This is a genomic window from Bradyrhizobium sp. LjRoot220, from assembly GCF_964252915.1.
In the GTDB taxonomy this organism is placed as follows: Bacteria; Pseudomonadota; Alphaproteobacteria; order Rhizobiales; family Xanthobacteraceae; genus Bradyrhizobium.
The window spans coordinates 302152-317515 of record NZ_CAXUPS020000004.1 but is presented as its reverse complement, the minus strand read 5'-3'; the positions used below and the strand labels follow the sequence as shown (position 1 = coordinate 317515).

General features: G+C 64.3%; 13 protein-coding genes. 4 read left to right on the top strand and 9 right to left on the bottom strand.

Annotated elements, in window-relative coordinates; all coding sequences use genetic code 11:
- Positions 1–58: 58 nt before the first annotated feature.
- Positions 59–1192 (bottom strand): glycosyltransferase family 4 protein, encoded by a 1134-nt coding sequence (locus tag ACSQ84_RS19865; RefSeq protein WP_436213400.1) that lies wholly within the window; start codon positions 1190–1192, stop codon positions 59–61.
- 2 nt (positions 1193–1194) lie between these two features.
- On the bottom strand, positions 1195–1806 hold the full coding sequence (locus ACSQ84_RS19860; RefSeq protein ID WP_436213399.1) for a polysaccharide biosynthesis/export family protein: 612 nt from the start codon (positions 1804–1806) through the stop codon (positions 1195–1197).
- Between the two features lie 279 nt (positions 1807–2085).
- On the opposite strand from ACSQ84_RS19860, the gene ACSQ84_RS19855 reads away from it, so the two are divergent.
- On the top strand, positions 2086–4362 hold the full coding sequence (locus tag ACSQ84_RS19855; RefSeq protein ID WP_436213398.1) for a GumC family protein: 2277 nt from the start codon (positions 2086–2088) through the stop codon (positions 4360–4362).
- Positions 4363–5438: 1076 nt separating this feature from the next.
- Here ACSQ84_RS19855 and ACSQ84_RS19850 read toward each other — a convergent pair.
- The gene (locus ACSQ84_RS19850; RefSeq protein ID WP_436213397.1) at positions 5439–6629 is read right to left on the bottom strand and encodes a GNAT family N-acetyltransferase; all 1191 of its coding nucleotides are present in this window, start codon (positions 6627–6629) and stop codon (positions 5439–5441) included.
- Between the two features lie 165 nt (positions 6630–6794).
- Here ACSQ84_RS19850 and ACSQ84_RS19845 point away from each other — a divergent pair, with 165 nt between their 5' ends.
- Positions 6795–7811 carry a polysaccharide deacetylase family protein gene (locus tag ACSQ84_RS19845; protein WP_436213396.1) on the top strand — a complete coding sequence of 339 codons (1017 nt, stop codon included), beginning with the start codon at positions 6795–6797 and terminating at the stop codon, positions 7809–7811.
- A gap of 13 nt (positions 7812–7824) precedes the next feature.
- Here the strand turns inward: ACSQ84_RS19845 and ACSQ84_RS19840 are convergent, their stop codons facing one another.
- The gene (locus tag ACSQ84_RS19840) at positions 7825–8031 is read right to left on the bottom strand and encodes a DUF2842 domain-containing protein (protein WP_436213395.1); all 207 of its coding nucleotides are present in this window, start codon (positions 8029–8031) and stop codon (positions 7825–7827) included.
- Positions 8032–8151: 120 nt separating this feature from the next.
- On the opposite strand from ACSQ84_RS19840, the gene ACSQ84_RS19835 reads away from it, so the two are divergent.
- Together ACSQ84_RS19835 and ACSQ84_RS19830 are read left to right on the top strand one after the other, a co-directional pair.
- Positions 8152–9243, top strand: a complete 1092-nt coding sequence (locus ACSQ84_RS19835) for a COX15/CtaA family protein (protein WP_436213394.1) — start codon at positions 8152–8154, stop codon at positions 9241–9243.
- Between the two features lie 154 nt (positions 9244–9397).
- Positions 9398–10207 (top strand): FTR1 family iron permease, encoded by an 810-nt coding sequence (locus ACSQ84_RS19830; protein ID WP_436213393.1) that lies wholly within the window; start codon positions 9398–9400, stop codon positions 10205–10207.
- A gap of 103 nt (positions 10208–10310) precedes the next feature.
- Here the strand turns inward: ACSQ84_RS19830 and nadC are convergent, their stop codons facing one another.
- From nadC to ACSQ84_RS19805, 5 genes are all read right to left on the bottom strand, one after another.
- The gene (gene nadC, locus ACSQ84_RS19825; RefSeq protein ID WP_436213392.1) at positions 10311–11180 is read right to left on the bottom strand and encodes a carboxylating nicotinate-nucleotide diphosphorylase; all 870 of its coding nucleotides are present in this window, start codon (positions 11178–11180) and stop codon (positions 10311–10313) included.
- Entirely contained in the window at positions 11177–12730 is a 1554-nt protein-coding gene (locus tag ACSQ84_RS19820) for an L-aspartate oxidase (RefSeq protein WP_436213391.1), read from the bottom strand. The genes nadC and ACSQ84_RS19820 overlap by 4 nt, the downstream gene beginning before the upstream one ends.
- Positions 12727–13713, bottom strand: coding sequence for a quinolinate synthase NadA (gene nadA / locus ACSQ84_RS19815; RefSeq protein WP_436213390.1), 987 nt, complete (start codon positions 13711–13713; stop codon positions 12727–12729). Before nadA ends, ACSQ84_RS19820 begins: the two co-directional genes overlap by 4 nt.
- Positions 13714–13767: 54 nt before the next feature.
- Complete coding sequence (locus ACSQ84_RS19810; protein WP_436213389.1) at positions 13768–14694, bottom strand: NUDIX hydrolase; 927 nt, start codon at positions 14692–14694, stop codon at positions 13768–13770.
- A gap of 68 nt (positions 14695–14762) precedes the next feature.
- Positions 14763–15194 (bottom strand): hypothetical protein, encoded by a 432-nt coding sequence (locus tag ACSQ84_RS19805; protein WP_436213388.1) that lies wholly within the window; start codon positions 15192–15194, stop codon positions 14763–14765.
- Positions 15195–15364: the final 170 nt, after the last annotated feature.

Genomic DNA, 15364 nt, shown 5'->3' with positions numbered 1-15364 from the left:
CCCCGTCATCCGGCTTAAAGGAGAAATCGGAAGAAACAGTTACGTTGGTAAAGAACGGTTAACGATTGGCAAACGCGTCGCGGTAGCCGGTCAATACGCCCTCGACCATCGCCTTTTGCGAGAAATGCAGGAAGATGCGCTCGCGCATGGATTTTGCCCGTTCCTGCGTCGCCGCCGGATTCTCCAGCGCGATCTCGATCGCGTCCGCCATGGCGGCGGCGAGGTTGGGGGCGAACAACGCGTCGGTGTGGGAGCCGAAAATCTCCGGGATGCCGCCGACATTGGCGGCCACCATCGGAATTCCCGCGGCCGCGGCCTCGATCACGACGTAGGGCATCGAATCGCCGCGAGAAGGAACCACCAGCAGCGAGCCCTTGGAGAAGCCGTAGCGCGCCTTGACATGGCCGATGAAGCGGATGGCCTCGCCGAGGCCGAGCCGCTGCACCTGCGCCTTCAAGGTCGCGCTTTCCTCGCCGTCGCCGGCCAGCGTCAGCGTCACCGGCCGGCCGTCGGCGCGCAGCCGTGCCACCGCGTCGATCAGGAGGTCGGCGCCCTTGATGTGCCGGAACTCGCCGACATAGAGCACGTCGGTGGCGTCCTCGGCCTTGACGACCGGATCGAATTCATTGGCGGTGACGCCGTTGAACACGCAGCGTACCAGTCCCTTCGGCGTGCCGATGGTGCGCTGATAGGTGTCGCGCGCAAACGCGCTTTCGAACAGGAACAGATCCGTCGAGTCCATCAGCGCGCGCTCGAGGCGGGCATAGAGGTTGCCCTTGAGCGTCGACAGCGGGTAATGCAGCGAACCGCCGTGCGGCGTATAGACCCGGATGGTTTCCCTGGCGGCGATCCTGGAGCGAATGAAGACACCGGCCTTGGCGCCGTGGCCGTGCAGCACGTCCGGTTTCAGGTTCCGGGCCAGGCGCAGGAACCGCACCCATGCCAGGGCGTCGTTGGGCCGCGGCTCGCGATGAATGGCAACGCGGTGAACGCCGAGCTTGAGGCGGGGCGCGATTTCCGCCAGGGCCTTCTCGGCGCGCTCGCCGCCGGTGAGGCTGTCGGCGATGATGCCGACATGATGGCCGCGGTCGGCCTGGCCGTTGGCGAGATCCAGGATATGACGAAAAATGCCGCCCACCGGCGCGCGCGTCGCGTGCAGGATACGAAGGGGCTGAGCGTCGACGACAGGCATGTTCAGAACCAGCGTTCGCCGACGAGCACCGTATCGCCCGGGCTGATGGAAGTGCCGGGGGGGACCACGTAGCGCGCCGTTCCCGATGCGTCGGTGTGCGTGACCGTCACCCGGTCGCGCAGAGCGCGCGGCGAGAACCCGCCGGCAATGGCGACCGCACTCTCGACGGTCATGTTGGGCACATAGGGATATTGGCCGGGCGCCGCCACTTCGCCGAGGATGAAGAACGGCCGATAGGCTTCGATCTCGACGGCGACCGAGGGATCGCGGATGAAGCCGCGGCGCAGCCGGGCACCGATCTCGGCTGCCAGCCCCGCAGGTGTTCGGCCGCGTGCCGGAACCGCGCCGATCAGCGGCATGGTGATCGAGCCGCCGGCATCGATGGCATAGGTATTGGTGAGGCCTTCCTGGCCATAGACCACGACGCGCAGCCTGTCGCCGGCATCCAGGTGGTAGGCGGCGTCGTAGCGCACCGGCGCCGGCTCGGCATAGGCGACCGCCGTCGGCGCAGGGCCCGCATAGGGCGCCACGGCAACCGGCGCGGTCCGGCCCATGCAGCCAGCGAGCGCCAGCGCAGCAACCAGACATGGGATCGGGGCGAGCGCGCCTCGCATGGGGAGAATCCTGAAAAGCTATCCGCCCGATTAAGCGGCTTTCATGGTTAACAAAACATGACCACGGGCCTGCGGGGCGGGGGCATTGCAGCCCGCAAATCGTGCGGATTAACCCAGCGGCAACCTTAATGGAGTGTAATCGGCGCGGCTGAGGTAGAGTCAGGGCGTTTTCGAGCGAAGCGGCTACCGGTTCGCATAGCAGGCAGGCTTGCGCAGGTTGCGCAAACTTCTGCGTAGAAAACGCGTCACGACTTTGAGTGGCGTCCGCGGGAGAGTGTGATGCGTTTTGCGTTTTGGCGTACGGGCAAGGACAAGGCCGTGGTAAAGCGGGCGCTTCCAAAGCCAGCGCCGGCCGTCGTAAAGCCTGTCGTCGCAACGCCCGCCGTGTCGAAGCCGGTCGCACCGCCCGAAACCGGCGATCTGGATCTGCAAGCGCTCGGCCATGCCCTGATGCGCAAGCGCACCTGGATCATCGTCCCGACGGTGCTGGCGCTGGTGCTGTCGCTCGCCGCCGTCAACATGATCACTCCACGATATAAATCCGAAGCGCGCATCCTGGTCGATGGCCGCGAGAACGTATTCCTGCGGCCGACTGGCGAGCGCAATGACGAGCGCAATACGGTCGACGCCGAGGCGGTGACCAGCCAGGTGCAGCTGCTGCTGTCGCGCGATCTGGCGCGCGAAATCATCAAGAAGAACAAATTGGCCGAGCGCCCGGAATTCGATCCGGTGCTGCAGGGCTTTTCGCCGCTGAAGTCGTTGCTGGCGCTGTTCGGAATCGGACGCGATCCGCTGTCGCTGACGCCGGAGGAGCGCGTGCTGGACGCCTATTTCGAGCGTTTCACCGCCTACGCGGTGGATAAATCGCGCGTCATTGTCATCGAATTCCAGTCGCGCGATCCTGAACTGGCCGCGCGCGTCACCAACTCGATCGCCGATGGATATCTGGCCCTGCAGCAGGGCGCGCGCCAGGACCAGGCGAAATCCGCCAGCGGCTGGTTGTCGGTCGAGATCGAGAATCTGCGCAAGAAGGTCGCAGAAGCTGAATCGCGCGTGGAAGACTTCCGCTCCAAGTCGAGCCTGTTCATCGGCACCAACAACACCTCGCTGTCCAACCAGCAGATGGGCGAGATCAACACCCAACTCAACAATGCGCGCGCGCTCAAATCGGATGCCGAGACCAAGGCGCGGATGATCAAGGAAATGCTCCAGACCGGCAAGCCGATCGAGGCTTCCGAAGTGCTTAATTCCGAATTGATCCGCCGGCTGTCCGAACAGCAGGTGACGCTGCGCGCACAGCTCGCCGAGCAATCGTCGACCCTGCTCGACGGCCATCCCCGTATCAAGGAATTGAAGGCCCAGCTCGCCGATCTCGGTCGCCAGTTGCGCGAGGAGGCAGGCAAGATCTCGCGCTCGCTGGAGAATGACGCGCGCGGCGCTGGCGGGCGGGTCGACAGCCTCAGGAATGAACTTGAGCAGTCGAAGAAGCAGGCGTCCGCGACCAACGGCCATGACGTGCAACTGCGCGCACTGGAGCGCGAAGCCAAGGCGCAGCGCGATCTGCTGGAATCCTACCTGGCGAAATACCGCGAAGCCGCTGCCCGCGAAAACATCGACGCCGCGCCGGCCGACGGCCGCATCATCTCGCGCGCCACCGTTTCCAACACGCCGGCCTATCCGAAGAAGCTCCCGATCGTGCTGATCGCGACGCTGGCGACGCTGTTGTTGACCTCAGGCGCGATCGCGACTGGCGAGCTGCTGCGCATGACCGCGCCGCGCATGGCCGTCGCCGTGACGTCAGCGATCGCTTCTTCAGCCGCAGAGCCGGTTCGCGTCTCCGCGCCTCCGACCGCGCCCTATTTCGAGCCTCATGAAGAGCTCAGGTCTGAAAACACCAAGCCTGAAGGTATCAAGCCTGCCATCAGCGAATCCCGCGCCGATCTCGCGGCAGGAATCGATGAAATCGAGCAACTGGCCGACCGGCTGGCCCAGGCCGGCGGTGCTGCGCGCAAGGTGACCGTTCTCGGCACGGCATCAAGCGAGGGCATCACGCTGACCGCTTTGACGCTGGCGCGTCTGATGGCGAGGCAAGCAAAAATCGTGGTGGTCGATCTGACCGCATCCTCGCCGACGATGATGGCGGTGTCGGTCGATCCGACGGTCCCCGGCCTCGCCGAATTGATGCAGGGCGAGGCGACCTTTGCGCAGATCATCACCAGGGACCGGCTGTCCCGCGTCCACCTCGTCAGCGCCGGTCGTCCGGGTTTTGATCGCTTCCAACTGCAATCGCCGCGGCTGACGCTCGCGATCGACGCGCTGCTGCGGGTCTACGACCACGTGTTGCTCGATGCCGGCGCGGCCTCCGACCTGCCGGCCGAACTCCTGACCGCGCATGCCCGCGCGGTCGTGGTTCCCGACGCCGCGATGGATTCGGACGCCCGCAGCATCATGTGCGACCAGCTCCGCGCCGTCGGTTTCGCCGACGTCACGATGCTGCGCAAGCCGTGCCAGCCGTCGGATCCGGCCGAGCGCAGCCCGCGCGTCGTGGCGGCGTAAAGGCACGACACACTCTCGTCATTGCGAGGAGCACTTGCGACGAAGCAATCCATACTTTCTTTGGCGCTCGATGGATTGCTTCGCTTCGCTCGCAATGACGGGGAGAGAACTGCGCCCTACCCATCCGAATGCGCGCTGCGTCGGGTCGCGCGCAAGCGAAATCTCGCGAGCCGCGTGCGACAAATCAACCCGACGGGCAAATCACTTCGGATTATGAGAAATCATGTCAAGCCCAAGAAGCAAAAATATTTCGCTTTTACAGAATGGTAAATCAGGGCATATATCGGCCATCCCGTCCTACTCAGAAGGGCGTCGGCCGTCGTCACGGACGTTGGACGGGTTGCGGTGGACGCTGATGTTGCGATGGACGGTCGCGGCAGAGGCGTACGGCGAAGACGTGTGGTCCTGACGCCGCGGTGCTGGCGTCAATGCACCTGGAGGCAACTGCTTCCAGGGCGCAATGGAGGCAAAAGAGCCGTTCTCCGGGGAGAGCTCGTTATAAGCCGTAAAGCCATTGCGCAGGGAAGGCCGGGTGTTCACCGCTGCCCTGTATGCTCGTGTGCATTTTTGTTTTGCACAATCGCACACGAGACCGCGGGTGCAGCGCGCACCCGGTCTTCCCTGCGCCCTCTTATGAGAGGGCGGGAAGTTTCCAGCAAGACTCGGGCGCAATGCGTCGCGAGAATGCAAACACATTCCCCTGTCATCGTCCGCCCGAGTGCGCAATTGCGCACGGGGGGCGGACGATCCAGTATTCCAGAGACGCCAATGATTGAACCGAGAAGCCGCGGCGTACTGGATCCCCGCCTGCGCGGGATGACAGCGTTGGGTGGGGAAATACCATCTGGCAAAGCTCGGGTGCGATGCGCCGCGAGATCGCGAACTCACATCCCCACGGCTTCCTAGACATGAAGCCGCAATTCGCCTCACGTCGTCCCTGCGAACGCAGGGACCCATACGCCGCGGCGGAAGTTATTGAGCACGATGGTCGATAGCTTCTTTCAACAACAGATGACCGGGGTTATGGGTCCCTGCGTTCGCAGGGACGACAAAGGGAGGCGCCGTCGTTCCCACCCTCAGCTAAACGCGTTGCGCAGCTTTTGCGCCATCTCCAGCAGCGCCGGATTATGCTTCACCATGCGCTTGGTGCGGTTCAAGCCCGACATGAGGCCGGCGGCGAGTTTGCCGCGCTGGCTCAGCGCCGTAAAACTGTCGAAGATCGGCTCGTCGTCCTTGCAGAACATCCGCTTGTAATCGTCCGACCCGATGCCGAGATCGAGCGCGCGATAATCCTGTGCGGCGTAGTGATCGATGATGTTGCGCATCAGGATCAGGCCGGGGCTGTATTTCGAATTGGCCGACATCGTGTAGGTGTTGAACATCATCGAGAAACGATGGCCGTCGGCGACGCCGGTGTAGATCGCGATCACTTCCTCATCGCATTCGAGCGCGTGGATGTCGATGACACGGTTGCCGCCGGCCACCGGTGCTGCGCAGGCGCCGCGGATGAAATCCTCGATGCCGGGCTCGGCGAATACGTCAGGCAGTTTTTGTTCGGCCATCCGCTGCGGCTTGATGCGGAAGAACCAGTCGAGCAGCCGCGTGACGTCGGCATCCGACGTGGCGACGTAATAGCGATAGCCGGGCAGGGCCAGCAATTTGCGCTCCTTGCCCTTGAGGCGCTGCCGGAACGATTTGCTGACCAGCGCCGTGGGCGCTGCACCGGGCTCCATCTTCAGGACCGGGCAGTCGTTGGCCGAGCGTTGATGTGGCAGCATGGCGAGGGGGTTTTGCAGGTCGCGCCAGCGCAGGGGCTGTTGATGCAGCGCGAGCACGTCGGCCTCGGCGCGTTGCGATATCGCCGCGATCAGGCCTGCGAGATCGGCTTGCGTCGCAGTCGCGGCAAAATCCCTGTCCCACAATGCCATGTTGAAGGTCGAATGCTTGCCGCCCATGAAGCTGGCGCAACGTGCGCCGTAGACGTGCCTCACCGCGAGCGGCAGCAGCAGCAGCGGCCGGCGTTCCGCATCGTACGCGATCACGATGAAGGGGCTGAGACCATCGCGCGCGCCGACGTTGCGCTGCCAGGCGCTGACGAAGTCGAAACGCTGAAACGGCGTGCAGAACTGCTGAGCAGTTTCCATGGCGCGCCAGACCGACTCGGCGCCGGCCAGATCGCTGATGACATCGATGCTGGCGACGCGGTCCGGTTTCGACCACGATTTCGTATCCGCCGTTCCGTTTTCAATCGCGGCAGCCATGGTCATCGCAAAACCTGTGTAGGAAATTGTTTACAATTTTCGGCTTTGGCCGACCTTCGCAGGGAAATGTCAACAAAGAGTAATGACAATACGGTCGCGGCGGGGCACCGCGCGGCCGTATTTGGGGGCGGGACGTTGGGTCAGGACGTCGGGTTTTTGAAGCGGGCCCAAATGGAGCTCGCTTATTTCAGCGGCTATGCGCGGCTGAAGCAGCGCCGAAGCGGCGGCGCCGGCGTCGTGCTGCGGTTTGAACGCGTGCGGGCGCCGCAGGTCAGGCGGTTCCAACCGCTCAAATCCAGCGAGATCACGCCGCAATTCCTCGACCGGATGATCCGGGCCCTGAAGCGCTGGAAATATGACATCGTCTCGATGGACGAGGTATGCCGGCGCGCGGTGATGTTGCCGACGGCCAACCGGTTTGTCGCGCTGACCTTCGACGGCGGCTACAAGGACGTGATGACCTCCGCCTATCCGGTATTGTCCCGGCACGGCGTTCCCTTCACCGTCTATCTTCCGACCGCGTTTCCGGACGGGCTTGGCGAAGCATGGTGGCTGGCGCTGGAGGACTTGGTCGCGCGCGAAAACCGCATCAGCCTGGTGATCGACCGCAGGGAACGGCATTTTGCGACCCGAAGCACGACGGAAAAATATCAGGCTTACGAATTTCTCGCGAGCTGGATGCGGGCGCTGTCGCCGCCGGATCTTTCATTCGCCATCAACGATCTCTGCAGGCGCTATTCGGTCGACCTAGCGGGCCTGTCGCGCGGCGCGTCGATGAACTGGGACGATCTGACAAGGCTCGCCGCCGACCCGAAGGTGACGATCGGCAGCGCCACGGTGAATTATCCGGTTCTGTCGAACCTGAAAGACGCCGATGCCCAGCGCGAGATGGCGATGGGCAAGGCGGTGGCGGAGGCGGCCTTCCAGCGCGCGGTCAGACATTTCGCCTATCCGTTCGGCGATCGCGACGCCTTTCGCCGGCTGCATGTGGCGATGGCGCGGGAGATCGGCCTCGCCAGTGCCGCAACCGCGCTGCCAGCTGTCGTCGAAGCGAAGGGATACACCAATCTGCACGAGCTGCCGCGCGTCGCCTGGGACGGGCGGCAGCGCTCGTTGCGTATGATGCGCGTGATGCTTTCGGGAGTATTTTTTGCGTCAGTTCGGCCGCCAAGGACCAATTGGAAATGAGATCAGATTAAGATTAAACGTCGGGCCGCGACATCCAGCTGATGATCGGCATCGCCGGCAACACCCATCCGAGGCCGGCCACGACATAGAAGATCGATTGCAGCAGCCCCGAATTGGCCAGCCACGGTGTCTGCGCGATGGTCATGCCGAGCAGCGACCAGACCACGACAAGGACCAGCAAAAAGATGGTTCCGACGAATTTGCGGGTACGGATTGTCATGGTGGATATGTGAAGCCTTTACGGAGCCTTTTAGAGAGCCTTGGGACCAGTTGCGCGCGGGAAGGGGCGGACTATAAGGGGCACGGTAATTCAATCAAGCATGGGCATCAAAAGGGTTCAATGACCAGTATTTCTGCCACCGAGGGGCCGCCAAACCGCGCCGTCAAATGGTGGCTGTTGGTGGTCGCCGCCCTGATCGCGATCATGGTGCTGGTCGGCGGCGCCACGCGGCTCACCGAATCCGGATTGTCGATCGTCGAGTGGAAGCCCGTCACCGGCACGTTGCCGCCGCTGACGGATGCGCAATGGGCGCAGGCGTTCGAGGGCTACAAGACCATTCCGCAATACCGCGAGCTCAACGCCGGCATGAGTCTGGCCGAGTTCAAGACCATCTTCTGGTGGGAATGGAGCCACCGGCTGCTCGGCCGCGTGATCGGCGCGGTCTACCTGCTGCCGTTCCTGTTCTTCCTCTGGCGCGGCATGCTCGGCACCGAGCTGAAGCGGCGGTTGTGGCTGATCTTCGGCCTCGGCGCGTTGCAGGGTGCGGTCGGCTGGTGGATGGTGGCTTCGGGTCTGACGCAGCGGGTTGAGGTCTCGCAATATCGGCTGGCGGCGCATCTGATACTGGCGCTGGTGATTTATGCGGCGATCGTCTGGACGCTGCTGCGGCTGGCGGACCGGCCGCAAGCCGCCGCGTCCTCAAGGCTGAAGATGTCAGGCGTGGCGATGCTGGCGCTGACCTTCGTGCAGCTTTATTTCGGCGCGCTGGTCGCGGGCCTGCGCGCGGGCAGGGTGTACAACACCTGGCCGCAGATCGACGGCGCCTTCATTCCATCCGCGGCGCGGCTGTTCTTCGAAGATCCATGGTGGCGCAATCTGTTCGACAATACGCTTACCGTGCAGTTCGAGCATCGCATGACCGCCTATGCGCTGCTGGCGCTGGCGGTGCTGCACGCCTTCGACGCGGTCGCCTCGCGCGCTGGGACGGCTGTGGTCCGCGGCGCCTGGTGGCTGGTGGCCGCGATCGCCGTGCAGGCGATCCTTGGCATCCTCACGCTGCTGCATCAGGTGCCGATCGATCTGGCTTTGGCCCATCAGGCCATGGCGATCGTGGTCCTGACGCTCGCGGTCCTCCAAACCGAACGTCTGGTCGCGCGGCGCGCCGAGCCGGGCCCGGAGAGATTGGTTCAACCGGTGGGGCAAGCCGGTTGAAATTGAACTATTCTAATGTGTCGTCGTTGCGGGAAGCGCCCGGTTTGCAGGGCTTTCGCAGTGGGATGACCAGGCCAGCGTGTCCGTGTCGGGCGGGGCCGCTTTACTTGAAAATTCCGGGCGATAAAACGAGCCGAAAATAAAAGGGTTCGTTATGTCCTCAGCATTCATCCAGGCCGCCATCATCCTGCTCCGCGAGGGGCTTGAAGCCATCCTGGTGATCGCGGCGCTGGCGGGTTATCTGAGAAAAGTCGGCTCTGCGCACCGTGTCGGCGCGCTGTACGGCGGCGCGCTGGTGGCGGTCGGCGCCAGCTTCATCGCGGCCTGGGCGTTCGCGGTGTTCAATTCCGGCGACCACAGCGACGTCCTCGAAGGCGTCATCATCCTCCTCGCCGCCGCCCTGATGCTCTATGTCAGCGGCTGGCTGATGGTGAAGCAGGACCCGCGCGGCTGGCAGGATTATCTGGCGCACAAGGCCGACAGCGCGCTGGCGCAGGACACGGTGTGGGCGGTCGGCGCGCTCGCCTTCCTCGCCGTGTTCCGCGAGGGCGCGGAAACCGTGCTGTTCATCAATGCGCTGGCGAGCACCGAAGGCGGCTGGAGCGCGGGCTTGTTCGGCGGGCTCGCGGTCGCGACCGTTGGCCTTGCGGTGCTGTTCTATTTCATCAATCTGGTGGCACAGAAGATTCCATTGCGGCCGCTGTTCGTCATCACCTCCGCCTTCCTGTTCGTGATGGCGATCAAGTTCATCGGTGAAGCCGTGCAGGAATTCCAGGAGCAGGCGATCATCACGGTCACCGAGGTCAAGGGCAGCGCGTTCCTCACCGCGATCGGGCTCAATCCGAGCATGGAAGCGCTGTCGATCCAGCTGCTGGTCATTCTGTTCGCGCTCGCGACCTATTCGGTGTTTCAGCGCAACAGCCGCCTGACGCGCAAAGACAAGGCGATGCGCGCGGCGGAATAACGTAGCGTTTTCGAGCGAAGTGGCCGCCGGTTCGCATAGCAATCAAGCTTGCGCCGATTGCGTAGACTTATCTGCGGTAGAAAACGCGTCAAAACAAAAAGGCTCAAGCGGCCTGCCGCTTGAGATCGAGATAGTCGAGTCCGATATCGAGTGCGGCGGAACTGTGGGTAATCCAGCCGGCTGAAATCAAATCGACGCCGGTCGCCGCGATCGCCTTCGCGGTGGCGGCGGTGATGCGGCCGGACGCCTCGGTGATGGCTCGGCCCGCGGTCATGGCCACGGCCTGCTTCAATTCCTCGACCGTCATGTTATCGAGCAGCACCGCATCGACACCGAGCGCCAGCACCTGTTCGAGCTGCGCCAGCGTGTCGACCTCGACCTCGATCTTGACGAGGTGCCCGGCATGCGCCTTGGCGCGCGCGATCGCGGTGCTGACATCGCCGGCCAGCGCGATATGGTTGTCCTTGATCAGGATCGCGTCGTCGAGGCCGAACCGATGATTGCGGCCGCCGCCGGCGCGCACCGCGTATTTTTCCAGCGCCCGCAGCCCCGGCGTCGTCTTGCGCGTGCAAACGATCTGCGCCCTGGTGCCCTGCGCAGCCGATACCAGCGAGGCGGTCGCTGTCGCAACGCCGCTGAGGTGACACAGAAAATTCAATGCCGTCCGCTCACCGGTCAACAGGCCGCGCGCGGGTCCCTCGATGGTCGCGATCACCTCACCCGGCGCGACGACGCTGCCGTCGGGCCGTTCCGCCCGGAGCGTGATCGCTGGCGACACGAACTGAAAGGCGCAGCGCGCGATGTCCAGTCCGGCCACGACGCCGGGCTGCCGCGCGCGCAGCACCAGCGAGGCCCGCTGGTCGGCGGCAACGATCGCATCCGCCGTGATATCGCCGGCGCGGCCGAGGTCCTCGAGCAGGGCGGTTCGCACGATCGGCTCGTACATGATGGGCAGCAGGGGATTGAGCGTCATGATCGGGCACTCCCAATGGACAAGGCTTCGGATTCCATGATCTCGCGGGCGGCTTCCAGCGCCTCGGAATGCGAGATCATTGACGGCGTCGCCGACGGCAGCGTGTCGGGATAATCGGTGCGAAAGTGCCCGCCGCGGCTCTCCTCGCGCCGATGGGCGGCAACAGCGATCATCAGTCCGACCAGCGCCGGATCGGAGGCCGCGCCATCTCTGGTCGCGATCGGCAACAGGCTGCGGACCAGCCGTCCTATCGCGTTGCGGTCGCGGAGCACGCCGAGGCCGTGCGACATCATCGGCCGTATGATCGAGGGATCGGACGCAGGCAGCGGTGTTGCGGTTGTCCGCGCCTTCAACGACCCGCGGCCCGCTCTGCTGACGCTCCCCGCAACCCACTCTGCGCACACGATGGCTTCCATCAGCGAATTACTGGCGAGGCGATTGGCGCCGTGCAGGCCGGTGCGGGCGACTTCGCCGCAGGCCCAGAGGCCGCCAACCGTGCTGCGGCCTTCGAGATCAACGGCAATGCCGCCCATGTGGTAGTGCACCGCCGGCCGCACCGGAATCGGATCGGTCGCGGGATCGATCCCGGCCATTTTGCAGAACGCGGAGATGACGGGATAACGCTGGGCAAAATCCTTGCCCGGATGCGTCCGTGCATCGAGGAATACCCGATGACCCTCGGCGCGGCGGCGCCAGACCGCCCGGGCGACGATGTCGCGGGCTGCGAGCTCGGCGCCGGGCTCATTCGCCATGAAGCGCTCGCCGGTCTCGTCGATCAGGGTTGCGCCGTCGCCTCTGATAGCCTCGGTGAGCAGCGGCATCGGTCGCGACGGTCCATCGAACGCGGTCGGATGAAACTGGACGAACTCGAGATCCGAAAGCGTCGCGCCCGCGCGCGCCGCCAGCGCCAGGCCCTGGCCGAAGCAGCCGGACGGATTGGTGCTGTCGAGAAACAGCCCGCCGATGCCGCCGGTTGCGATGACGACGCGGCCGGTGTTAATCAGCAGCGGGCCGTGCGCGTTGACGGCGAGCACGCCCTCGACCGCGTTGTCCTCGACGATCAGCCGGCGTGCCTCGACCCCCTCCAGCAGCGTCACCGAGGGGCATCGGCGCACCGCCGCGATCAGCGCCCGCATGATCTCGCGGCCGGTGCCGTCGCCGGTGGCATGAACGATCCGGTTGCGGCTGTGGGCGGCTTCGAGGCCGAGCCGCCAGCGTCCATCCGGCCGCCGGTCGAAGGCGACGCCGAGCTGCGCCAGATGCTCGACCGCCGCCGGTGCGGCGTGGACGATCCGGCGTGCGGTGGTGTCGTCGCAAAGGCCGGCGCCGGCCGCTATGGTGTCAGCGAGATGCAGCGCAGGATCGTCGTCCGCGCCCATCGCGGCCGCGAGGCCGCCTTGCGCCCACAGGCTGGAGGCTTCCGCCCCCAACGGGGCCTTCGACACCACCAGCACCGGCTCCGGCGCCAGTTGCAGCGCCGTCATCAATCCGGCGGCGCCGCCGCCGATGATCACGGGATGGTTGGCCAGCGCTGAAACGTCCGTGCTCATAGCGCCAGCATCCGCTCGACGGCGCGCCGCGCGGATGCGGCGATCGCGGGATCGATCGTTACCTCGTGCTGATTGGTCTCCAGCGCATGGCGGATGTTTTTCAGCGTAATCCGCTTCATGTGCGGGCACAGATTGCAGGGCCGGATGAACTCGACATCGGGATGCAACACCGCGACGTTGTCGCTCATCGAGCATTCGGTCAACAGCACGACGCGGGGCGGGCGTTGCTTCTCGACATAGCCGGACATCGCTGCGGTAGAGCCGGAGAAATCCGCCTCCGCCACCACCTCGGGCGGGCACTCCGGATGCGCGAGTACGGTCACGCCGGGATGGTTGTCGCGGATCTGCCTGATGTCATCGGGCGTAAAGAGCTCATGCACCTCGCAGTGCCCCTTCCACGCGATGATCTTCACGTCGGTTTGCTTGGCGATGTTCTGCGCCAGATATTCGTCCGGCAACATAATGACGCGCTCAGCGCCAAGCGACTCCACGACCTTGAGCGCGTTGCCCGAGGTGCAGCAGACATCGGATTCCGCCTTCACCGCGGTCGACGTGTTGACATAGGCGACGACAGGCGCACCGGGATAGCGCTGGCGCATCAGCCGCACGTCGTCGGCGGTGATGGAGTCCGCCAGCGAACAGCCGGCCCTGAGGTCAGGGATCAGCACGGTCTTTTCCGGATTGAGCAGCTTGGCCGTCTCGGCCATGAAGTGCACGCCGGCCAGCACGATGATATCGGCGTCGACCTTGGTGGCTTCGCGCGCCAGGAGCAGGCTGTCGCCGACGATGTCGGCGACGCCGTGGAAGATCTCCGGCGTCTGGTAGTTGTGCGCCAGGATAACCGCGTTGCGCTGGCGCTTGAGGTCGAGGATAGCATCGACATCGTCCGCGAAAGTTGCCCATTCGGGCGGTGGGATGACGCGTTTCACCCTGTCATAGAGCGGTGAAACGCGGGCGAGGGCGTCAGAATCGAAGCTGGCCATTTATACTCTCCATGAGCATATCATGGCTTATACTTATCCTGAGCATAACCTATGTCAAGTGCGCGAAAGCGGCAGCTTGGTTCCGGCGATGGCCCGTTCGGCCAGAACGGCGTGGCGGAATCGGAATAGTTTGGCCGGGCGGCCGACGGTGTCGGCGGCGATTGCGCCCGTTTCCTCAACGAGTTGCTGCTGTTCCATCAGGCGGCGGAAGTTCTGTTTGTGGAGCAGCCGGCCTGCAAGCGCTTCAACGCTGCGTTGCAGTTGCAGCAGGGTGAATTCGGCCGGCATCAGTTCGAATACGACGGGGCGGTATTTGATCTTGGCCCGCAGCCTCGCGATTCCGGTTGCGAGAATGCGGCGATGATCGGCCGTCATCGGCCGGCCGGGCAAGACAGGGGCTGCGTTGCCGCTTTCACGAACCGCCTCCGGGATCAACGCGGCCTCAAACAGCAACTCGTAGCGTTGCAGGATCAATTCCTCATTCCACTCGCGATCTTCAAAACCGAACGTGATCGCGACGCGCTGCCAGCGCTCTCGCTGCAACGCCGCCGAGGGCGCGGATTTCGCCCATGCGCGCAATCGCGGCGCCAGCAGTTTCGCCAGCAGAGGGGGTGGTCCGGAGCGGTGATCCTCCCACGGGAAATATTCGTACCAGCCGGACCAATGCGCTTCCGCTCCTTCGCCAACCTGGTCCTCGCGAGTCAATCCCAAATAGCTGATCGAGACACTATGCGGCGATTGCAATTCGCCGGTCCGTCCGCGATCGGCGAAAGTGTACAACTGCTCGACATAGCCCAGCGGATGGCCGGTTTGTTCTTCGACCCACGCCCGCAAGCCCGATTGCAGCGAACGGTGCTTGAACTCGAACGGGCCGCTCGGCAGCGCGCTTGCATTGGCGATCGTCATGATCTTGGGCTCGCCGTCGGTCACGGCGACCAGCACGGCGACCAGGTCGGCGGTGATTGCGCGCGCGGAATCCAATGGCTCGCTGGGTGTCCTGGTTTTTCGCGGTGGCCCTGCCACGTCGGAAAGTCCGTTTCTGTTGCCGGCTAGCGATAGCCGTAGACGCCGCCGGCATAAGGCAGGCGGCTCCAGTAGGGCGTGTAGGGACCCCCGTAATAGGGACCGTCGTAGCTGTAGGAATGGCTGGTCCCATAATAGCCCGGCAGGGTCGAGGAGCCCGGCAGCAAGGGCACGCCGTACACACGCGGAGCATAGGGGACGACGCCGACCGGCGTGAACAGCACGTCGGGATCTTCTTCCTCGACGACCACCAATTGTCGGCCGCGCCGCGCGTAAAGCGGCGCCGCAGCGGGGGCGACCGTGGTGCGGTAATTGTAGTGCGCGCGGGGCAGGCCCGGCGGCAATTTCTTGGTGGCGCGAACCGCGGCGCTTTTGCCGGCTTTGGGGCCATCGGCGGCATCGGCAGCGGTTCCAATCGCGAACGCCGCAATGAGACCTGGCATTATCCAGCGCAACATCATTTTGCTCCGAATCATCAATGGGCAACCGAAGGCCACTTTATGCCGGAATGACCGTTAACGAGAGGCTTGTGATTTCAGGCCGGATGGCGGCCTCTGACGCGGCGGTCACCAGCTGTCGTCACCCGCGAAGGCGGGTGACCCAGTATTCCAGAAACAGCACTGATGAA